This window comes from Paenibacillus sp. BSR1-1 (assembly GCF_030403775.1).
Taxonomy (GTDB): Bacteria; Bacillota; Bacilli; order Bacillales; family Cytobacillaceae; genus Neobacillus.
In genome coordinates this window covers 160,647-181,631 of the sequence record NZ_JAQMWQ010000006.1, presented here as the reverse complement: position 1 = coordinate 181,631, position 20,985 = coordinate 160,647, and the positions used below count along the sequence as shown (strand labels likewise).

At 39.0% G+C, this 20,985-nt stretch carries 25 protein-coding genes and 1 riboswitch; of the genes, 7 read left to right on the top strand and 18 right to left on the bottom strand.

Features of this window, described 5'->3' with window-relative positions; translation table 11 throughout:
• Positions 1 to 184 precede the first annotated feature (184 nt).
• The 7 genes from pgoN to PH210_RS12420 all read right to left on the bottom strand — a co-directional run bounded on the left by pgoN (position 185) and on the right by PH210_RS12420 (position 5,678).
• On the bottom strand, positions 185 to 1,027 hold the full coding sequence (gene pgoN, locus PH210_RS12450) for a glyoxal/methylglyoxal reductase (RefSeq protein ID WP_289985727.1): 843 nt from the start codon (positions 1,025 to 1,027) through the stop codon (positions 185 to 187).
• A 120-nt stretch (positions 1,028 to 1,147) separates the two neighbouring features.
• Complete coding sequence (locus PH210_RS12445; RefSeq protein ID WP_289985726.1) at positions 1,148 to 1,870, bottom strand: sirohydrochlorin chelatase; 723 nt, start codon at positions 1,868 to 1,870, stop codon at positions 1,148 to 1,150.
• Positions 1,871 to 1,898: 28 nt separating this feature from the next.
• Positions 1,899 to 2,498, bottom strand: coding sequence for an adenylyl-sulfate kinase (gene cysC / locus PH210_RS12440; RefSeq protein ID WP_289985725.1), 600 nt, complete (start codon positions 2,496 to 2,498; stop codon positions 1,899 to 1,901).
• Between the two features lie 12 nt (positions 2,499 to 2,510).
• Positions 2,511 to 3,659: a sulfate adenylyltransferase gene (gene sat, locus PH210_RS12435; protein ID WP_289985724.1), complete on the bottom strand. Its 1,149-nt coding sequence runs from the start codon at positions 3,657 to 3,659 to the stop codon at positions 2,511 to 2,513.
• A gap of 5 nt (positions 3,660 to 3,664) precedes the next feature.
• Complete coding sequence (gene cysP / locus PH210_RS12430) at positions 3,665 to 4,837, bottom strand: sulfate permease (RefSeq protein ID WP_289985723.1); 1,173 nt, start codon at positions 4,835 to 4,837, stop codon at positions 3,665 to 3,667.
• Positions 4,770 to 5,486, bottom strand: a complete 717-nt coding sequence (locus tag PH210_RS12425; RefSeq protein ID WP_289985722.1) for a phosphoadenylyl-sulfate reductase — start codon at positions 5,484 to 5,486, stop codon at positions 4,770 to 4,772. Before PH210_RS12425 ends, cysP begins: the two co-directional genes overlap by 68 nt.
• 81 nt (positions 5,487 to 5,567) lie before the next feature.
• Entirely contained in the window at positions 5,568 to 5,678 is a 111-nt protein-coding gene (locus PH210_RS12420) for a YezD family protein (RefSeq protein ID WP_483312109.1), read from the bottom strand.
• A gap of 113 nt (positions 5,679 to 5,791) precedes the next feature.
• A riboswitch (SAM riboswitch) is annotated at positions 5,792 to 5,892 on the bottom strand.
• A 165-nt stretch (positions 5,893 to 6,057) separates the two neighbouring features.
• Here PH210_RS12420 and PH210_RS12415 point away from each other — a divergent pair.
• Positions 6,058 to 6,915, top strand: coding sequence for an MBL fold metallo-hydrolase (locus PH210_RS12415; RefSeq protein ID WP_289985721.1), 858 nt, complete (start codon positions 6,058 to 6,060; stop codon positions 6,913 to 6,915).
• A 36-nt stretch (positions 6,916 to 6,951) separates the two neighbouring features.
• Here PH210_RS12415 and htpG read toward each other — a convergent pair whose 3' ends face one another.
• Entirely contained in the window at positions 6,952 to 8,832 is a 1,881-nt protein-coding gene (htpG, locus tag PH210_RS12410; RefSeq protein WP_483312101.1) for a molecular chaperone HtpG, read from the bottom strand.
• Positions 8,833 to 9,740: 908 nt separating this feature from the next.
• On the opposite strand from htpG, the gene PH210_RS12405 reads away from it, so the two are divergent.
• The 3 genes from PH210_RS12405 to PH210_RS12395 all read left to right on the top strand — a co-directional run bounded on the left by PH210_RS12405 (position 9,741) and on the right by PH210_RS12395 (position 10,867).
• Positions 9,741 to 9,851, top strand: coding sequence for a LuxR C-terminal-related transcriptional regulator (locus tag PH210_RS12405; protein ID WP_354669986.1), 111 nt, complete (start codon positions 9,741 to 9,743; stop codon positions 9,849 to 9,851).
• Between the two features lie 57 nt (positions 9,852 to 9,908).
• Positions 9,909 to 10,343 (top strand): DMT family transporter, encoded by a 435-nt coding sequence (locus PH210_RS12400; RefSeq protein WP_289985718.1) that lies wholly within the window; start codon positions 9,909 to 9,911, stop codon positions 10,341 to 10,343.
• Between the two features lie 146 nt (positions 10,344 to 10,489).
• Complete coding sequence (locus PH210_RS12395) at positions 10,490 to 10,867, top strand: hypothetical protein (RefSeq protein WP_289985717.1); 378 nt, start codon at positions 10,490 to 10,492, stop codon at positions 10,865 to 10,867.
• Between the two features lie 4 nt (positions 10,868 to 10,871).
• Here the strand turns inward: PH210_RS12395 and PH210_RS12390 are convergent, their stop codons facing one another.
• The gene (locus tag PH210_RS12390; RefSeq protein WP_289985714.1) at positions 10,872 to 11,381 is read right to left on the bottom strand and encodes a hypothetical protein; all 510 of its coding nucleotides are present in this window, start codon (positions 11,379 to 11,381) and stop codon (positions 10,872 to 10,874) included.
• A 136-nt stretch (positions 11,382 to 11,517) separates the two neighbouring features.
• Here PH210_RS12390 and PH210_RS12385 point away from each other — a divergent pair, with 136 nt between their 5' ends.
• Both PH210_RS12385 and PH210_RS12380 read left to right on the top strand, forming a co-directional pair.
• Positions 11,518 to 11,718, top strand: coding sequence for a hypothetical protein (locus PH210_RS12385; protein ID WP_289985713.1), 201 nt, complete (start codon positions 11,518 to 11,520; stop codon positions 11,716 to 11,718).
• 2 nt (positions 11,719 to 11,720) lie between these two features.
• A complete protein-coding gene (locus PH210_RS12380) occupies positions 11,721 to 12,005 on the top strand; it encodes a hypothetical protein (protein ID WP_289985712.1) in 285 nt (94 codons plus the stop codon).
• A gap of 31 nt (positions 12,006 to 12,036) precedes the next feature.
• Here the strand turns inward: PH210_RS12380 and PH210_RS12375 are convergent, their stop codons facing one another.
• The gene (locus PH210_RS12375) at positions 12,037 to 12,285 is read right to left on the bottom strand and encodes a hypothetical protein (RefSeq protein ID WP_289985711.1); all 249 of its coding nucleotides are present in this window, start codon (positions 12,283 to 12,285) and stop codon (positions 12,037 to 12,039) included.
• 193 nt (positions 12,286 to 12,478) lie between these two features.
• Here PH210_RS12375 and PH210_RS12370 point away from each other — a divergent pair, with 193 nt between their 5' ends.
• Positions 12,479 to 12,631, top strand: coding sequence for a UTRA domain-containing protein (locus PH210_RS12370; protein WP_289985710.1), 153 nt, complete (start codon positions 12,479 to 12,481; stop codon positions 12,629 to 12,631).
• A 53-nt stretch (positions 12,632 to 12,684) separates the two neighbouring features.
• On the opposite strand, the gene PH210_RS12365 is transcribed toward PH210_RS12370, so the two are convergent.
• From PH210_RS12365 to PH210_RS12330, 8 genes are all read right to left on the bottom strand, one after another.
• On the bottom strand, positions 12,685 to 13,248 hold the full coding sequence (locus PH210_RS12365) for a DUF2062 domain-containing protein (RefSeq protein WP_289985709.1): 564 nt from the start codon (positions 13,246 to 13,248) through the stop codon (positions 12,685 to 12,687).
• A 229-nt stretch (positions 13,249 to 13,477) separates the two neighbouring features.
• Positions 13,478 to 13,954 (bottom strand): hypothetical protein, encoded by a 477-nt coding sequence (locus tag PH210_RS12360; RefSeq protein WP_289985707.1) that lies wholly within the window; start codon positions 13,952 to 13,954, stop codon positions 13,478 to 13,480.
• 124 nt (positions 13,955 to 14,078) lie between these two features.
• Complete coding sequence (locus PH210_RS12355; protein WP_289985705.1) at positions 14,079 to 14,399, bottom strand: Dabb family protein; 321 nt, start codon at positions 14,397 to 14,399, stop codon at positions 14,079 to 14,081.
• A complete protein-coding gene (locus PH210_RS12350; protein ID WP_289985863.1) occupies positions 14,399 to 15,652 on the bottom strand; it encodes a flavin-dependent oxidoreductase in 1,254 nt (417 codons plus the stop codon). The genes PH210_RS12355 and PH210_RS12350 overlap by 1 nt, the downstream gene beginning before the upstream one ends.
• 296 nt (positions 15,653 to 15,948) lie before the next feature.
• A complete protein-coding gene (locus PH210_RS12345; RefSeq protein ID WP_289985704.1) occupies positions 15,949 to 16,131 on the bottom strand; it encodes a 4-oxalocrotonate tautomerase in 183 nt (60 codons plus the stop codon).
• Between the two features lie 104 nt (positions 16,132 to 16,235).
• On the bottom strand, positions 16,236 to 16,421 hold the full coding sequence (locus tag PH210_RS12340) for an aspartyl-phosphate phosphatase Spo0E family protein (protein WP_289985703.1): 186 nt from the start codon (positions 16,419 to 16,421) through the stop codon (positions 16,236 to 16,238).
• A gap of 23 nt (positions 16,422 to 16,444) precedes the next feature.
• Entirely contained in the window at positions 16,445 to 17,698 is a 1,254-nt protein-coding gene (odhB, locus tag PH210_RS12335) for a 2-oxoglutarate dehydrogenase complex dihydrolipoyllysine-residue succinyltransferase (protein WP_289985701.1), read from the bottom strand.
• 295 nt (positions 17,699 to 17,993) lie between these two features.
• The gene (locus PH210_RS12330; RefSeq protein ID WP_289985699.1) at positions 17,994 to 20,882 is read right to left on the bottom strand and encodes a 2-oxoglutarate dehydrogenase E1 component; all 2,889 of its coding nucleotides are present in this window, start codon (positions 20,880 to 20,882) and stop codon (positions 17,994 to 17,996) included.
• Between the last annotated feature and the right edge of the window lie 103 nt (positions 20,883 to 20,985).

Below are 20,985 nucleotides of genomic sequence, written 5' to 3'. Positions count from 1 at the left end.
GTCTTGCCAGTGACCGAAGGGCTCTTTTTTAACCTCTGAAGGGCACTGTGATTCCTTTACAATGACCGCCGGCATCTTTTTCAACTGCTCACGGGCACTCTGACTCTTCAATACTAAGTACAGATCTTTTCAATAAAAAAACCAGCAAAAAGTACAAGACTTTTTACTGGTTCATTATTGGTTTCTAATCACTAAACCCATACGACATTTCATCAGGATCAGAGCCTACACGTTCATCCTTGTTAAGCCCATCAATTTTTTCCATGTCCTCTAAAGATAACTCAAAGTCAAAAATATCGGCATTTTCAATGATGCGATGCTCTTTGATTGATTTTGGAATTGTAACCACTTTATTTTGCAGATCCCAGCGCAAAATCACTTGAGCTGCGGATTTACCATATTTTGCTGCAACTTCAGTAATAACTGGATCATTTAATAATTGCCCTTGTTTAAGCGGCGACCATGCCTCAAGCTGAATACCTTCCTTTTGACAAAAAGCAAGCAACTCTTTCTGGGAAAGATGTGGATGATATTCGACCTGATTCACCATTGGTTTAATTTCGGCATCCTTAAGTAAATCCTCTAAATGATGCACCTTAAAATTACTTACTCCAATTGCCCGGACACGACCGTCTTTATATAGCTTTTCAAGCGCTTTCCATGTTTCCTTATACTTGGTTTTTCCTGGCCAGTGAATGAGATAGAGATCCAAATAATCCAGCCCAAGTTTCTCTAAGCTTGTTTCGTATGCCATTAGTGTGGATTCATACCCTTGATCAGAATTCCATACTTTAGAAGTAATAAACAATTCTTCTCTTGGTACACCTGCCTCTCTAATCCCTTGGCCTACGCCTTCTTCGTTTTGATAAATGGCGGCTGTATCAATGCTTTTATAACCATTTTTAATGGCAGCCTTTACAGATTCAATTACTTCTGAACCTTCCTTAACTTTAAAAACACCGAGTCCGAACCATGGCATTTCAACGCCATTATGTAAGGTTGTTGTATCCTTTAAACTTGTTAGCATCGATAATCTCCTTCCATTGAGAAAAATTATTCCTACTTAAAATACTATAATAAGTTGTGAAATTTATCCAAGAACTATGCTCAAAAAATAAAGCACCCAAAAGAGTGCTTGTCCCAAATCTTATTCTATCGCTCGTTGAATAACAATATCCTCTATTATACGGTGCTTACTTAATTGCCCAGTGTGAACAATCCGCTGACCACTATTTTGCCTTTTGAGCACCTTTTGATTTACTTCATTTAAGAGCAGACCCGAAAATAATAAGTACGGGACAACAATAACCCTTCTGGCCGCACCGCTGCTAATATTCTCTAAACCTTCATCCAGTCTCGGCTCAGCTGCTGCCAAAAAACAAACTAAAACATGCTCAATACCAAGACGCTGACGAATACCTAAGGAAATTTCTTTAAAGGCATTGTGAATAGTTGGATCGCTGCTGCCTCTCCCGACAATCAGGATAGAATCGTTTGAAGATAAATCTGATACAGTATCTCTAACAAGTTCAGCAACACCATCAAGGAGGATCCCCTGTACTCCGAAAGGATCCTTTACCTTTATAGGAATGTGTGGATAATTCTCACGCAAGGCAAAAATAGTATTAGGGATATCTTCTTTTATATGACCAGCAGCTAAAAGGAACAGCGGAACAACAGTTACTTCTGTTGCTCCCCTTTCCACACATCGACGAAAGCCCTCTTCAATAAATGGGTGAGTCAACTCGAGGAAACTGACTTCCTGAATCGGAACATTAATCCTTTCAATTACCCTTTGGATAAAGGATTTGGCTTCCTCTGCTCCTTTTTTTGAACGAGTTCCATGGCCAATGTATAGAATTGCCTTCACGGTGACTGCTCCCCTCACTCGAAACCTTCTAAATTATGTTTTTCTCTCGCAGGTAATTTAATACCTGCTCCACCGCTTCTCCAACTGTAACCTCATTTGAATGAATGGTGATTTCTGGTTTTTCAGGGGCTTCATAAGGAGAATCAATCCCTGTAAAATCTTTAATCTCACCGCGGCGCGCTTTTGCATAAAGCTGCTTTGGATCACGCTTTTCACATTCTTCGATTGGACAGCTAACAAAAACTTCAATGAATTCTCCCTCTGTAAATATATCCCTTACTTGTTCCCGATCGGAGCGGAAAGGAGAAATAAAGGCGGTTGTGACGATCTTCCCGCTATCCACGAAAAGCTTCGCCACCTCTCCAATACGTCGAATGTTTTCTGTTCGGTCATGGTCTGAAAAGCCAAGGTCTTTGTTTAAACCATGGCGAATATTGTCACCATCTAGAACATACTCATTAATTCCTTGACGGAACAATTCATTGGAGACCGCATTTGCGATTGTCGATTTGCCAGAACCAGAAAGACCAGTAAACCAAAGTGTACAGCTTCCGTGTCCATTTTGTGCATTGCGATCAGCTTTCGAGATAGTTGTATCATGCCATGTGATATTCGTTGATTTACTCATCTTAGTTCACCCTTAAACAGTTGTTTTTTCTCTCATGCCTTCAATTAGAACTTCGACCACTTCTTTTCTGCTGAAGGTGGACGGTGGAAGCTGTCCGGCACGAAGTAATTCTCTAACCTTTGTACCTGATAGAATCACACGATCTTCCTTACCATGCGGGCAAGTTTTATCGGATGCCATACCATCGCATTTTGTGCAGTAGAAGCTATGCTCAAAGAATAAAGGTTTAATTCCAAGTTCCTCTTCTGTAAAATTACTAAAAATGTGCTGTGCATCATAGGTTCCATAATAATTGCCAACTCCTGCATGGTCACGGCCGACAATAAAGTGAGTGCAGCCAAAATTCTTCCGGGCAATCGCATGGAAAACCGCTTCTCTAGGACCTGCATAGCGCATGGCAGCAGGGTAAACTCCAAGCTGAACACGTTCTTTTGGATAGTAGTTTTCTAATAATACTCGATAGCTTTTAAGACGGACATCTGCTGGGACATCATCAGACTTTGTTTCACCAACAAGCGGATTAACAAACAGTCCATCAACCGTCTCAAGAGCAGCTTTTTGAATATACTCATGGGCGCGGTGAATAGGATTACGAGTTTGGAAACCAACTACAGTCTTCCAGCCTTTTTCTTCAAATAACGCACGAGTTTCTTTTGGCTCGAACCAAACATCACCGAAAACGCCTTTTTCCGGTTTTTTAACGAGCACTACATCACCTGCAACATAAACAGGACCTCTTTCAAATAGACGTTTCACACCAGGATGAGCATGTTCATTTGTCTTATAAACTTCAATAGCTTCCTTCTCTAAATCTGGCTCATACCATTCAGAAACCTTAATGACTCCATAAACCTCATCGTTATATTTTAACTTAATTTCCTCGCCCGCAACCAACGTAGCCGCAATTTCATAGGATACTGGAAGAGTAACAGGAATAGACCAAATTGTATTATCCGCCAAACGCATATTGTTTACAACTGACTCATAATCTTCTTTTCCAAGGAAACCTTTTAATGGACTAAAAAGTCCAATTCCAATCAATTCAAGGTCACTTAAGGCAATCGCATCAATGTTAAGTTCTTTTTCAACATTAGAGAAATCATAGTAAGGATCGAAGGCTTCAACAAGCTTTCCTCCATGAGGTTTTGGTAAAAATGACATAATAATCAACCTTTCTTTACTAGTTTGAATTCATTTGTGATTGGTTTATTGGAAGCCGCACCAGATGGTGAAGACTTTTTCATTAAGAATAGAACTCCGAATACGGAGATGAGAGCGCCAATCATAACAATGATCGGGTAAAAATTTTGAACAATAATTAATTGGATGATCGTATAGGAAAGGACCATTGATAAAACGGGTGAAACGATCCATACTGTAAAAAGCTGTACAACGATGTCCTTTTTTAATACGGATTTCCCATGCTTGGCAAAACCAATTCCTATAATAGAAGACGTTGTGATTTGCGTTAATGGCACCGGTATTCCAAATATGGAAGCAACAGTGACAATGCTTGCTCCTGTACCTGAAATGACACAGCCTTCTTCTAACTTCAGTGTGGTAATTTTTTTACCATTTGTTTCAATCACTTTGTGACCAAGAAGGAATGCACCTAAGGCAACTGCCAGGCCGCCCCAAAAAACTCCAGTTCCTTTTGACATTAAACCTGCGGCCACTAAGGGGCCAACAGCATTTGCCACATTGTTCATTCCTGCTGAAAAGGCTTCGAATAGTCCCATGATGACAACCAATACTGCCAAAATGGGCCCAGCCTTTGAGTTTTCAACAAAAGATTTTATTGGTTTTATTTTTAAAAAACTTGCAGCAAGGATGGCAATCACAAAGGCGGCAAAGGGTGTGAACAGCCAAAACACGGCAATCCATAAAAGCTTCCCTAGGTATACAGATTGATAGACAATGCCTGCCCCAACCACAGAACCTACCGTCACTTCACTGGTGGATAACGGGATTCCAAATACATTTGCTAAAAATAAGGATAATGCTGCTGCAGCTAACACAATTAAGGCAATTGCATTTGTAAAAGTACCGCTTGGAACAATACCGCCCTCAATTGTTTTTACAACCTCGCCACCACCCAGCCAGGCACCTAGAAAGACCACTATTCCACAAAGGAACAAAGCTACTTGTTTTTTTATTACTCCGGCACCATAGGAAATTCCCATGGAGGCTGCTGCCCCGCTTGCTCCAATATTGGCGGCAAAGAATATTCCGATGGTAATAGCAATGATTGTAAGCGTTAGAACCCCCTCCTTACGATGAATGCAAACCGCACTCAGTCTTGCTGCTTCCAGACCAGCGCCCTTCACGAGAATCGCCATTAGCGCTTACTGGCTGAGTACAAGGAAAACATCCTATACTTGGATAATTACGATCGTGCAGTTCGTTATAAGGAAGGTCTTTCTCGCGGATATAGGACCAGACTTCATCCCATGTCCAATGAATCAATGGACAAATTTTAATATTTTCAAATTTGTCATCCTTATTTAGAATTTGAGTATTCTGCCTTGTTGGAGACTGCTCGCGGCGAAGCCCCGAGATCCACGCTTCCTTCTGGGTCAGCGTTTCCCTTAACGGAATTACTTTACGAATTTGACAGCATTGGTTTGGATCCCGTTTCCATAAAGCTGATCCATACTGGGCAGATTGTTCATCCAATGTAAGTGCAGGCTGTTTCTTTTCAATTTTCAATGTAGGAAAACGGGCTTGGATTTTATCAATGACATCATAGGTTTCTAGAAAATGTAGCCCTGTGTCTAAAAAAACTATATGGGCATCCGGTTTCACCTGATGAATCAAATCTATTAATACAATCGCTTCTGCCCCAAAGCTGGATGCATAAACAATTTTCTCTTCTGAATAATTGTTATAGGCCCATTTTAGAACACCAAGAGCACCCTTCGATTCATCTTCTATAGAAAACGAATCTGAAATTTGATTCCAATTTTCATAAGTTACTGAACTCGTCATTTCTTATTAGCCTCCTCTCAGTCTATAAAAAAAGCAGTCTTCCATCAAAAATATGGTAAAGACCGCCTCTAGTATTTCTAGTCAGCGCGTTTTATTTGATTGAAGACGAACCTTTTCATTTTTCTCAATTTGCACTACCTTGCCATCTTGAACCACTAGGGTGATGGATCCGAATTTTAATGTGCCAAGCATTTGCTCAAGGTGTGAAGCAATTTCTTGCCATTCTGTTGGTTTCAGATAATTCGCCCCCCTTTTCACAAAAACGCCTTCCCCATTAAGGAAAGGCGTCTTCACTTATGTAAAACACCTTATCTCCCAAAATGAGCACATTTTGCTGGAATTGGCACCTTTCTTTGTAGGTTGCCGGGCTTCAACGGGCCAGTCCCTCAGCCGCTCTAGATAAGCGATATTTAGTTGATGACATTAATCCTACTATACCAATAGGGATTCGTCAATATAAATGATTAAAATATTTTAACAATTTATTTTGTTTAAAAAACTGCTTTTAGAATAAATGAAGGCTGCTGGGAAAAAACTACTCTCAAACCATTTAATGATAAGGAGATTCCCAATGGATAATGAACTATCGTATGGAGATGATTATAAATTTATTCCAGCCACGTCTATAGGAAGCGGCGTCGGGATTGATGTATTACCAGATTTGTATTGTCATACCATTCAGATTGTCAATATTTGCTTTGTAGGTAACCCTGCTTCAAAGTCATTTGTGTTGGTTGATGCGGGAATGCCCGGATCAGCCGATGAAATTATCTCGGCAGCGGAAGAGCGTTTTGGTGCTGGGAGCAAACCGCAAGCGATTATTTTAACACACGGACATTTTGACCATGTGGGTGCGATTATTGAGTTAGTAAATCATTGGAGAGTCCCCGTTTATGCACATGAATTGGAATTACCATATTTAACAGATAAACAAAGCTATCCAGAACCAGATCTGACTGTAGAAGGCGGAATGGTGGCGAAGATGTCTCCTTTATTTCCAAATGAGCCAATTAATCTTGGAAAGAGTGTTGAAAAACTCCCTTCCGATGGAAGCGTTCCACATTTGCCTGGGTTCCGCTGGATCCATACACCAGGCCATACACCTGGACATGTTTCCTTTTTCAGAGAGGAAGACCGCGCTTTAATAGCCGGTGATGCTTTTATTAATGTAAAGCAGGATTCCTTATATAAAGTCATTACACAAGAACAAGGCATTAATGGTCCGCCAAGATATTTTACAACGGATTGGAAGGCAGCATGGGAATCAGTTAAAAAATTGGAGGTTTTAAAACCTTCTGTTGCTGTAACCGGCCATGGATTGCCAGTGACTGGGGACGTATTGGAAGATGGCTTGAACAGACTAGTGGATGAGTTTGATCAAATTGCAATTCCGGATTACGGTAAGTATGTTGATGGGAATCTGCATTAAAAAAGGATGGCAAGTCACGCTTGCCATCCTTTTTATTTATACCATGATTTTGCAAATATCGTTTGTAAACTCAACCGGATCATTGATTGGAAGACCTTCAATTAACAGGGCCTGATTGTACAGCAGGCTTGTGTATAATGACAATTTTTCTTTGTCGTTCGCAAATGAATCCTTTAACGATTTGAATACTTCATGATTTGTATTAATCTCTAATACCTTGTCCGCTTTTATGTTTTGGTTGCCAGGCATAGCTTTTAAAATTTTCTCCATCTCAATCGTTACTTCACCATCAGTGGTTAAGCATACCGGATGGGTTTTTAATCTTTTTGAAACCCTAACATCCGTTACTTTGCCGGATAAGATGTTTTTCATATAATCAAAGAGGTCCTTGTTTTCAGTCTCTTCTACTGAATCATTCTGCTTATCATCTGCCTCAATTCCGAGGTCACCACTAGAAACAGATTTGAATTCTTTTTCCTTGTAGTTCATGAGCATTTTGATTGCAAACTCGTCAATATCATCGGTGAAATATAGAATCTCATAACCCTTGTCTGACACTAGCTCCGTCTGCGGCAGTTTTTCAATTCTTTCAACGGAATCTCCGGTAGCATAGTAAATATATTTCTGGTCCTCCGGCATTCTTGAAACATATTCATCTAAGGTTACCATTTTCTTTTCTTTAGAAGAATAGAACATCAATAGATCCTGCAATTCTTCTTTATGTGTTCCGAAATCACTGTATACACCGTATTTTAGCTGTCTGCCAAATGACTTGTAAAATTCATCATATTTTTCGCGTTCATTTTTCAATAAAGCTTGTAATTCGCTTTTGATTTTCTTGCTGATATTTTTCGCGATCAGCTTTAACTGGCGATCATGCTGCAGCATTTCACGTGAAATATTCAGTGATAAATCCTCTGAGTCGACCATACCTTTAACAAAGCTAAAGTAATCCGGAAGTAAATCAGAGCATTTGTTCATGATTAATACTCCACTGGAATAAAGCTCTAACCCTTTTTCAAATTCAGGTGAATAGTAGTCGAACGGAATGTTTTCTGGGATATAAAGGATGGCATTATATCTTACAGCCCCATCGACACTAATGTGGATATGTTTTAATGGCTTATCAAAACCATAATGCTTTTCTGCATAGAAATTAGAATAATCTTCGTCCGTCAGGTCCTTTTTGTTTTTGCGCCAGATTGGAACCATACTATTGATGGTTTGTTCTTCTTGATAATCCTCGTAATCATTTTCGCTGCCTTCTTTAAGCCTTCTTGAAGTAACCTCCATTTTAATTGGGTAGCGAATAAAGTCTGAGTATTTTTTAATGATTGATTTTAAACGATATTCTTCTAAATACTCATCGTAATTCTCGTCTTCGGTATTCTCTTTAATTTTTAAAATTATTTCCGTACCTACGGAATCTTTCTCACATGGCACGATCGTATATCCTTCCGCTCCACGAGATTCCCATTTGTAAGCCGTATCACTGCCTAACGATTTACTGGTAACAGTAACAACGTCAGCTACCATAAAGGCAGAATAAAACCCGACACCAAATTGACCAATGATTTCATGGCCATCTTTCACTTCATTTTCGCTTTTAAAGGCTAAAGAGCCGCTCTTAGCAATGGTTCCAAGATTATTTTCAAGTTCTTCTTTCGTCATTCCAATCCCAGTATCGGTGATCGTAAGGGTTCTGGCTGCTTTATCAGCCGTTACCTTTATGTAATAGCTATCTTTATCAAAGGTTAAAGAATCATCTGTTAACGCTTTATAATAAAGTTTGTCAATGGCATCGCTGGCATTGGAAATTAACTCTCTTAAAAAAATCTCACGATGAGTATAAATGGAGTTAATCATCATGTCTAATAGTCGTTTAGATTCTGCTTGAAACTGTTTTGTTTCCACCATTTAAGATATCCCCTTTCAAATTTAAACTCGTTAGCACTCCATCACTTTGAGTGCTAACCCTTATTTTAAATAACATAAATATTTTACTTAGTCAATCCCTTAAAGGGAAATATAAAAAAGCTGCCCAAGATAATCCTCGGGCAGCTGGTTTATTTACTATTTATTGGAATCATCTGTATCTTTTTTATTATAATCGTATTTGGAACAATCAACTGGAGTAATTCCTCATCGTAATGGGCCGCCGTGATGCGTGTTTTAAACTGGAAACATTTCTCTAACTGTCTGTGCGTCTAAGGAATGAGTGCGGGCATTTGGCTAAACATTTCTAATGTATACTTTTGCTTGCGGGTCAAAAATGGCCAAAACACATCTTCCCTTCTTAAATGAATTTATTTCATACATTAAGAGAAACGATTTCTCATAATTCCTATCTATAGGATATAATTATTTCTATAGTTAGAATATTCCCAATTTAATACGTATTATATCCCCTAAAAGGAGTTGATATTTTGACTTCTAAGTATACCTTACAGCAGATATCCATAACTGGATCATGGATGATGCATCTTGCCATGATGTAAGGTTATTTAAAATCCTGGAATCGTACATAGAGCTCTTTCCTGTCAAGAATGCCTACTTATTTAGATTCTCTCCATTAAGCTACCTTGGAGAAGGTATCATTTTATTGACCCAAAATGGAATTGTACATATTAGCGAAATACGTGATGATATCTGTACCTTATTCCGCCATTCGTGAAAAAAAAAGCGAAGCATTGCACTGGTTTGGAGCTGCTGAAGCAAATAAGCAGTAAGTACATAACGACCTCTAACATGAATTCTGTTTTGGTTGTACCTATTTGCTACAAGTCTGTGGTTATTGGATATATTTGTTAAATTCAGTATCAAAAATGGCTGATTCTATGGATATAAGCGAATTGACGGTTAAACAATATGTGAAATCAGCGATAAAAAAGCTGGGAGCGCAAAATAGTACACACGCTGTTGGTGAACTATTTTGAAAAGGATTATATCTTAAATGATTAAAAGCGCTTTATTTCGTGTCAGGAGGAAAAAAAATGAAGTGGATTTTTCCATTTATTTCATTTGTTGGCGGTGTCGCAATAGCCATTCAAGCTCAAATTAATGGAGGATTAGGTAAAAAAACAGGAGCCTTGGAAGCAGCATTTATTTCGTTTTCAATAGGTTCACTTGCCCTATTTTTTCTTGTCCTTTTCTTTGGCAAAGGTAACCTAGGAGCTATTTTTTCTGTACCAAAATGGCAGCTGCTTGGAGGGTTACTAGGGGCATTATATGTTAGTATTATGGTGATAGTTGTTCCAAAAATTGGAGTAGCCCCCACCATGGTTGCTGTAATAGCAGGGCAATTAATCATTGGAGCCTTAATTGATCATTTTGGCCTTTTCGGTGGAAAAACAATTCCAATTGATACAAAAAAGATAATAGCTATTATCCTATTATTTACTTCTGTATTACTGTTTCAAAAAAAATGATTTTGTTTATTGGTGCAATTATATTGATTTTACGCATTGTGACTTATCACAATGCGTTTTTTGTTTCACTGTTTAATTCATATCCTGCCGTCCTGAAAAATAAACTTTATAAGATAAAGGCGATTGTCCAAACTAGGAGGGAGTTTATGTTTAAAATTTTTTCTTTTAGAAAAAAACAGAAAGAAAATAATATAAACTCTCAAATTGTTACGAAACTTGACCGGATCATTGAGCTTCTTGAACAGGGGCAAAAGCAGGGCAGCAATAAAAATCTCCATTTTGAACATGTTCAAATTGATTACTTAGAGAATATTGTTTTCCGCTTGGATAATATTGAAATTGACGAGCTGAGCGGAAAATTAATAATCGGGAATAATATCAGCAGCACCGAAGACTTGGTCGAGCCGCTTATTCTAAAGGTTGACAAGGAAAGTGCCAAAAAAGAAGCAAGGTCTGACCATGATTCTTTTCAACAAGAAAAAATGGTCAAAACCTCAAAAGGATTTCGAGTCCGAAACGATTAATAGACTATTCCTTCATGATATTGGAAATTTTTATATCTTGATCTTCAATGAGGGCATCAATTGTATCTTGATCATAATTCAAATTGAAATTATTTAATAATTGATTGCTATTGCCAAATAAACTTCCTTGCGAATAATTCGCTTTTTGATTCGCATCCATACCCGTTACATGTCCTTTTCCTACGAAAACAGAGCTATTATCCAATTGCGTATTTACATTAATGCTATCAAGATTGATACTCGAAGCCTGATTTTCTTCCCCTGGAAAATCAAAGGATAAATTTATATCCCGATCGTCAATTGGCGTATCAACTAAATCAGGGTCCAGTAATATAGAAGTATTTTGATAGAGAAAATTTGATTGTCCGCTAATATTTCCAATTACATAATTTTCTTTTCCGTGTGCACTCCAGCCGATGGCATTATTATTTTCCCCTATAAAAATGCCCGATTGTCTTTGCATGGTTTGGACATTTATTCCTCCAATAAAATTAAATTGTGAAGTTTTTAACATAAAAGGCTCACCACATTTTAAATTTGTATGAAATTACTTTATGTTTACGGAAGCGGGATGGTGTTTCCCTCAAAATAGTGTCATTAGCCTATTGATTGAATACCCTAATATATAATGAAGCAAGGGGATGGCAACTATGATTAATCTTTCTCTTGGAAAAATCGACATCAAGGAATTGGGTAACTCCGCTGGCATTTTTATCGGTAATAAAAACAGGCTAAAAAAATTTCATACCACTAAGGTCACAAATGAAGTAATGGGTGTTATTTCTGGAGATGAAAATTGCATCAGTGAAAATCAATGGGTTAAAACCAAAGAGAAAATGGAGGATGAGTAAAAATGGAAGCCCCAATTTTATCTCCAACTTTTCATATTGGAACAATAAAAATCGGAAGTATTGAAGGAGCATCTTGCTTTAGCATCGGTAACAATTTTATTGAGGATTTTAAAAGCAACAAAAAACATAATCAAGGTCTAGGCAACATCCATGGCGATCGAAACAATCTTGCCCGTACGAGTGCATCCTTAACAAATTATGAACAAAAAGCGACGAAAAGAAAACAATTAAAAGAAGAACACAAATTACAAAAGATGGCCAAAAACAAACAACAAACCCAGGATTAAAAAGGGTTTGTTGTTTTCAACTTTCCGTTCTTTATACATTTCCACCTATACTTGGTTTAAAGTCTTGGTCAAATATAACCCCATCCATCACTTCAAAACTATCTGCATTATTAACGAGATTCCCAGTTACAGCATTCAGGGTACCATAAAGTCCCCCAATCCCTAAATTATATTTTCGGTTCGCGTCCATCCCTGTCACGACAGATTGCCCGATAAAGATTGCCGCACTGGGCTGCTGGGAATTAACATTTATCATGCCTAAATTAATTACTGAGGGCACCCCATTTCCTCCTATTCCAACTCTCCGTAACTGGTAACCATTTTATGTTCCAACCATCATTTCGGTGACGAACAACCTAAATGGTTAACTATTAGGAGGAAATGGTTCCTCAAATATGTTCAGCGAATTATAACAGGTTTATGTTTTTAGGTAAGTGAACGGAAGTCAGAATTTCTAGTTCAGTTAATCTTTTATGAGTATAGGAAGACCCCTTCAATTTAATATCGGTGATCCATGCTTTGTACTCGATACCTGTGCCTATCTTCAGGATGGGTCAATCATAGAATTTTCGAAAACCATCTATCGCGGTGATTTGGCTCATTTTGTCATCGAACGAAATTATTAACAATAAAAAAAGAAGGAGCAATGATTTTTTCATTGCTCCTTTACATCGTAACCTTACACAAAATTCTTATTGGGTACGTTTTTTTGAAGTGAATGTTTCGTACGTCTTTTTGTTAATCTTCTGTTTTTTTCCGTTTCGTAAAGGTAATGAACAACAAAGTAAGAAGCTACTCCTAGAACAATGCCGAAAAAAGTCATACCGATTAAAACATGAACTCCTCCGTGCAGGAGCGTTAATAATGAACGGAAATCGCCATGCATTAAACTTTGAAACGAAAATGGTGTATGATGCCCAACCTTAACTTTCATTGGCAGGACTAACTTCCCAATTTTTCTAGCAAAGGGTAATAGAATAATGGGTAAAAAAGTAAGCTTGCCAATAACATTTCCGATAACTGATGCAGGTAATGATCCTTTTGCTAAACGTACAACTGGAATAAAAAATATATAGATCAGCGATGCAGTTGATATCACCAGCATTTCTAAACCGAATCCTATCGCAAATCCTAACGATACTTTTTTTGCCCCTCCTGAGGACCGCAAAAGCTTCACATAATTCAGCTTAAAAGCCCTTCCAATCCGAGTGAAAAAATTATATTTTTTTTGATTTATCTTCATAGGTCACCCCGTCTTGAAAATAAGTATAGTCATTTTAGTTAAAGTAAATTATTCAAGGCCAGGCCTAAACACTAAAGCGTTGTCACTTGAAATTAATTCTTCTTACTTACAATATAGCATAAAATAAGCCTTTTGTTCTAAAATGAAAATTAACAATTTCAGGGGATTTTTAATTTTCTTACATATTAAAAAACCTCCGCCTAATTTTTTAGGAAAGAGGTCCATAGAACTACCTGCGTTTAAAGCCTTCTTCAACTAAAAACATCTCAGCTTCCTCATAAGTGCTGAAGGTTTCCTCCAGGTTTAGTCCAAAATAAATGTTCCAAGCTTCGTCTTCATTTATTAAAAGAAGTTGTTCCTTTTCCTCGTTAACCCAGCGTTCTTCTTGATTTTCTCCAATAATTGCGGTCTCTGTTACCGGTTTTTCAACAGCAGTTAGGCTGCTGATGGATTCTTTAATGATTTGTTTTAATTCTTTCGCAGAAAAGTCACGAATATTCGCCATGCCTTTATCATTAGTTTGATAATTTGGCAGCCGGCCAGCATAAACAAAGCCATTTCCATTTGGATGAAGGTGATAAACAACATTTTTCTTATCGGAAACACTTTCGTTAAATTGGAAATTAACCCTGCCAAGCGAAACATTTACTTTCTCAAGTTCAGGAAATGCTTCTATAATTGCAAGTTTTTCTTCAAAAGTTAGCATATTTGCCTCCAGACGGTAATAAATACTATATTCTTATATTTGGTTATTTTAACACTTTTTGTTTGACATAATCCAACTTAAAATCCCAAATTTCTTCTTGTCTTAAAAAAAAGCAGCTGCCTCTTCATTGAGTACAGCCTTTGGAAAATGTATTGATATCAAAATCAACAATAATGATGTCTTCCAATCCTATCTCCTTCAAATAGGCAAAAATCTCTTGATGTGCGGGATGGGGACCATAGTTTTCTAAAGAAGTTCTATCCTCGAAGCGAACAGTTAATCCTATATCATAGCCTTTATTTCTGTTTGAAAAATTAATGCCCTGCTGGATCTCTATGATCCCAGGAATGATATCTTTTAACTGCAAAGTGCGTCGTATAAGCTCCTCTTTCTGTGCCTTCGTTACATTTGGCAGAAGCTTTATCAAAACAATATGTTCAACCATTATCGTACCTCGTGTAAACTGTTCAATTTTTGACGGTCAAATCCGGCAATTTGTTTGTATCTTTTGGAAATTTCCTCTAATTCTTTTTGGGAAATTACTTCTTCTAAGTTTTCAAAGCCGTTTGGTGCTCGCTCTTCAACAATTTGCATCACGACTTCTGGCCCATTTTTTCGATTAGCTAATACAATATTCGCTGTCGCCTCTAACCTTGCTTCTTCATATGCTTTTAATGCCAATTCAAGATTAGGCTGTTCAACAACTGCTAACCCCAAAGCATCTGCATCAAGAATAGCTTGGGATGCACCATTTGAACCAATCGGATACATTGGATGTGCCGCGTCTCCAAGTAAAGTTACTCGGCCAAAGGTCCATTGTGGAAGTGGATCGCGATCGACCATTGGGAATTCAAAAACATCTTCTGTTTCCTCAATTAACTTTGGTACATTCAGCCAATCAAAGTCCCATGATGCAAAAGCAGGTGCGAATTTTTCCTTATCGATTTTCTGGTTCCAGTCTGCACGTGAAGGCATCTCATCCGTGACAGATAATTCAGCAATCCAGTTTACGAGAGAACGTCCTTTTGCAGCGGTGTCAGGGCAAACCGGATAGGCCACAAATTTTTGGTCCTGGTAGCCAGCCATAATCATGGATCTGCCTGTTAAAAAGGAAGTAGATTCAGTAATACCGCGCCATAAAATCCGACCACTGAATTTAGGCAGTCCTTCATTTGGGTAGTAGAATTTTCGAACTGCTGAATGGATCCCATCTGCTGCAATCAGGATATCAGCACTGAAAGTGCCCAAATTCTCCCCGGTTTTACGGTTTTCAAACTGAGCTTCGACTTTATTTCCCACTGTTTGAAAGGAGGTTAGATGATGTCCTGTGAAAACAGCATTTTCTCCCAGTTGTTCTTGTACAGCTTTTAAAAGAAGCATTTGTAAGCGGCCGCGGTGGATGGAGTATTGCGGCCAACGGTATCCGGCATTAATTCCCCTAGGTTCCTGCCATATTTTTTTGCCAAATTTATTTACATACATAAGTTCTGCTGTCGGCAATCCCGTTTTTTCAAGCTCTTCTGCTAGACCAAGCTCCGTCAGCACCCGAACAGCATGCGGAAGAAGATTGATCCCAACTCCAAGTGCTTTAATGGTCTCCACACTTTCAAACACACGCACTGACACGCCAACGCAGTGAAGTTTCAGCGCAGTCACAAGCCCGCCAATTCCACCGCCAACAATTATTGCTGAATTCATGTTAGTCAAAGAAATTCCTCCAAGCCTTTTTTCGCTTTTCTTAATTTTACAATAATAATTCTGCTTTTCAATAAAAAAGGCACTTTTCGTAAACTTTGTTGCTCTTAGAACTAATTAAGAGTCATTTACAAAATTTCCAGGCAATTTTCGCAAATGTTCTTACGAAAAGATGCCACGAAGAATCTTGTTATACGGGTTGATGAACTTATTCGTAAAACAACAATCTTTGCGAAAATAGCCATAAAAAAAGAGTAAGTTTTAACACCTACTCGACAAATTTTTTAATTCGATAACTATTATTTTTCAACTGGTTCCCCGGCTTTTCCCCAATGCGTTTTAGGAATTTCAGTGATAAGTACTCTAATATTCTCCTTCGGTGAATCTAATGTTTCGGATACAGTGTTCGTAACGTTGCGGATTAATTCGGCAACTTTTTCTTTTGGTCTTCCTTCCATCATTTGAACATGAATTATCGGCATTTAACCACTCCTTCCTCGTTCCTTACTATATTACAATGGAGTAAATAAAAAAACTACACAAGTGAAATCACTGTGTAGTTTAGTTTTTATGATTAATTAACCAGCTAAACTTTCTTTAAAGTGCTGAGATTACGGACTATTTTTTGTAACAAAGAAATTTCATTATCTATTTGTTGGCTGATTTTTATGACTTCCGGATGAGACAACCCTTTGCTTTTGGCCAAAACATACAAGGCATTTCGATGTTCGCGTATGTCTTTCCTTAAGTCAAGAGCATTCTTAAGCATCATAAATCTTGCTCCTCCTTGAGCTTTTACCCTTCTAATAAAAGGGAATGTGGGTCTTCAAGCAATTCTTTTACTGTTGCCAAGAAGCTGACGGCTTCTTTTCCGTCAACAATCCGATGATCGTAAGACAGGGCAATATACATCATAGGACGGTTTTCCATTCTTACTTCATCGATTGCTACTGGTCTTGTTTGGATTTTATGCATGCCGAGAATCCCTACTTGAGGGCTGTTCAAGATTGGTGTAGACATTAAAGAACCAAACACTCCACCGTTTGTAATCGTAAATGTCCCACCCTGTAAGTCATTTAATGTCAAGGCATTATCACGGGCTTTTTTACCAAGATTGCTGATTTCCCCTTCAATTTCAGCAAAGTTTTTCTTATTTGCATCGCGTACGATTGGAACGACTAAACCTTCTGGTGCAGCCACGGCAATTCCGATATCGTAAAACTTCTTGAGAATTAATTCGTCTCCTTGAATTTCTGCATTTAAAAGCGGGAATTGTTTCAAGGCAGAGACTACAGCTTTTGTAAAGAATGACATGAACCCAAGACGAACACCATGTTTTTCGAAAAAGGCATCCTTCCGCTGACTACGTAGATTCATAATCGCAGACATGTCAACTTCGTTAAATGTGGTTAACATTGCTGCAGTATGTTGAACTTCAACCAGGCGTTTGGCGATAGTTTGACGTCTACGAGACATTCTTACGCGTTCCACTGGTTTATCAAACTCTTCATCTATTTGTTTTTGTACAGCTGGTTTTGTGCTAGCTTTTTCCACCTTTGGCGCTTCCTGTACCGCAGGTGTTTGAGTATGTGCTTTCACATCATCTGGTCTAATTCTTCCAAGTGGGTCATTGCTGCGTACTTGGTTTAAATCGATTCCTAGTTCTCTTGCCATTTTTCTTGCCGCTGGCGACGCAATCGGACGTTCAGCTTTCGGAAGTTCTGGCTCAGGTTGTGTGCTTGGCTGATTGATCGTTTCTTGTACTGGTTGTTCCGGGGCTGCAGTCGTTGCAGCCGGAGCAGAGCCTTCAGCTGCATTCTCTTCGATAATGGCAATAACATCGCCTACTTCTACCGTATCGCCTGGCTCTTTTAATACCTTTGTGATAACCCCTGAATCTTCGGCATTCAATTCGATATTAACTTTGTCAGTCTCCAATTCTACGATACTATCACCCTTGGCGACTTTATCTCCAATATTAATAAGCCATTGTGAAATCGTTCCTTCCGAAATGGATTCCGCGAGTTCTGGTACTTTGATTTCAATCATGTGTCAAATCCTCCTGTGAAATATGTTAAGTCCACTATTAAACTTGGTTTTTGATGATGGCGTGGTTCCTATTGGACATTACCCTTTGATTTTTGCTGTGTTTTTGTCCTATCGAGCTCTTCTATGTGACACTTTCCATCAAATTCGCCTGTGTTTTGTCTCATAGAGCTCCCCTATGGGACACTTTCCATCCGATTCGCCTGTGTTTTGTCCCATAGAACTCTCCTATGGGACATTTACCTAGCCAATCTGATACGTTTTGTCCTATAGACTTCCTCTTAAACACTTTCCATTATTAGCGTGCAAATAACTGACTTACTTGATTCTGTGTATCTACTAAGCTATCAGAATTTAATGTTTGTTGGACAATGCGTTCTTGTTCCTTTTTATGAACAAGTGGATCTCCGCCTGCCGTGCTGGAACGGTATTGACGTCCAATGTAACCGACTGACAATCTGCCAGATGCAAGTTCAAAAAGGGTTGGGGCAATATAATGCCACGCTCCCATATTCTTCGGCTCTTCCTGCACCCAAACGATCTCCTTCAAATTAGGGTAACGCTTTACTATGGCCTCTATTTTTTCCTGCGGGAATGGATACAATTGCTCAATCCGAACGATGTGTATCTCGTCCAGGCTTCGATTTTCTTTACTGGATTCGATCTCTAATGCCAAATCAATGGCCATCTTACCCGTAGTTAACACTAAACGCTTTACTTTATCAGTTTCTTTTCCTAGCTGTGGTTGTTCGATCACCGTTTGGAATCCGCCTTCGCTAAGAGCGGCTGCCGGCGAAGCGACTTGTGGGTGACGAAGCAGACTCTTTGGTGTCATAATCACCAATGGCCGAACAAATTCTGATCCTAACGTAGCGGCCTGACGGCGTAAAATATGAAAATATTGAGCCGCGCTTGTTAAGTTCGCAACTGTCCAGTTGTTTTCCGCTGCCAATTGTAAGAAGCGTTCAGGACGTGCACTGGAGTGCTCAGGACCTTGGCCTTCATATCCGTGAGGCAGCAGCAGGATCATCCCTGATTTTTGCCCCCATTTTGCTCTTGCTGAAGATATAAATTGATCAAAGAGTGGCTGTGCCGTGTTGGCAAAGTCTCCGTACTGAGCTTCCCACATGACAAGCGTTTCAGGTGCAAATACGTTATAACCATATTCATAGCCTACTACTGCAGCTTCTGACAGCGGACTATTATGAACCGCAAACGATGCGGTAGCTTGCGAAAGATTGTGCAATGGCGAATACATTTCGTTTGTTTCAGCATCATGTAGTACAATATGACGCTGCGCAAACGTTCCACGCTCGGAATCTTGACCAGTTAAACGAATCGGTGTGCCGTCTTTTAACATCGACGCGAAGGCTAGCACTTCGGCTACCGCCCATTCCACTTTTCCGTTCTCATCCAGGGCATTTTCACGGCGCTCTAGAATCCGTTTTAATTTTGGATACACATTAAAACCTTCTGGCCATTTCAGCAACTCACGATTTAATTCTTGAAGAGTGTCAAGCGGCACATTCGTTTCCATCGGTGGAATACCCTTTGCAATAACACCTGGAACCGCTACTTCTTCTGGTGCTTCACCATGCTGCTTCTCTGAGACTTTGTCATATTCAGAATGTAATAGTTCTTGAACACTACGATTGATTTCTTCAACTTCAAGTTGATTTAGAGTGCCTTGGTTTAACAGCTGTTCAGCATACAATGCTCTAACTGTTGGATGGTTCGTAATTTTTTTGTATACCTGTGGCTGGGTAACCGCTGGATCATCCATTTCATTGTGGCCAAATCGGCGATATCCGACTAAATCAATCACAAAATCCTTTTGGAAACGAGCCCGGTATTGATAAGCAAGACGAACTGCTTCAAAACAAGCTTCTGGATCATCTGCATTAACGTGCACAATCGGAATCTCAAATCCTTTTGCTAAATCACTAGAATATCGAGTTGAACGAGAATCATGGCTGTCTGTCGTAAAGCCGACCATGTTATTCGCAATAATATGAATCGTTCCACCGGTTCGATATCCTTTTAGTCCACCTAAATTCAATGTCTCCGCTACAATTCCCTGGCCCGGGAAAGCTGCATCTCCATGGACCAAAATGGCAAAGGCTTTCTTTACATTCTGCTCTGGATAACCTGGTTTCTGTCGTTCTTCTTGCGCGGCCCTTGCGAAACCTTCCACAACCGGATTGACAAATTCGAGATGACTTGGATTATTTGCTAAGGTAATGCGTGTGCGGACCGTATCTGAACCTTCGACAAATCGGTCCAGACCTAAATGGTATTTCACATCCCCTGTCCAGCCTTCGCTAATGTCGACTAAATCTGCTGACGGACCTTGCTGCTTGGCAATGGAATGCTGAAACTCAGAGAAGATTTTGCTATATGGTTTTTTTAACACATGCGCTAGTACACTTAAACGTCCGCGATGGGCCATTCCAATTACGACATTGCTGGCTCCCTCTTCAACGCCTTTACGAACTGCTTCATCCAACATTGGAACAAGCATGTCTACTCCTTCAATGGAGAATCGTTTTTGACCAACGAAGGTTTTGTGTAAAAACTGTTCAAAGCCTTCGACTTCTGTCAGACTCTTTAAAAGGTTTGTTCGTTCTTCTTTCGATAAAGAACGCTTCAAGGAATCATTTTCAACCTTCTGAGACAGCCAAGTCCGTTCTTTTTCATCACTAACGTGGTTAAACTCGTAGGCAAGGGATGATGTATAACTTTCCTTTAAACGATTCATGGCATCAAATGCGGTTTGAATGCCTTCCGGTGCACCCTCCCAAACGAAGTTCGCAGGAATCGCTTTCAGGTCATTTTCATTCAGCCCATACTTTCCTAGGGCAAAAATCTCAGGATTTTGTGCATTTGCCTCTAATGGATACATGTTTGCTGCTAAATGTCCATGTGCGCGAATGTCTTCCAAAAGTTTTACCACTTTCATTGCTTTTGCTATATTTGCCGATGGAACAATGGATTCACGTTCAACGGTATTTTCTTGTTGAGTTGTTTCATAAGAAAGAGGTGAGCCCCATTGAATGAAAAGCTCTTTTAATTTAGGATCAATGGTTTCTTCCCCATTTGCAAAACGCTCATATTGTTCGATTACATAGCCAAGGTTCGGACCGTTAAATTTTTTCCATGGATTTGGTTGGTTTTTTCGTTCTCCCATTCACATTACCCCCATGATTTGTACTTTTTATGTTATATTTGAATAGTTTTTAAAGTAGGTAATTTTAATTGCCTATGAATAAGGATAATGTAATAATTGAAAT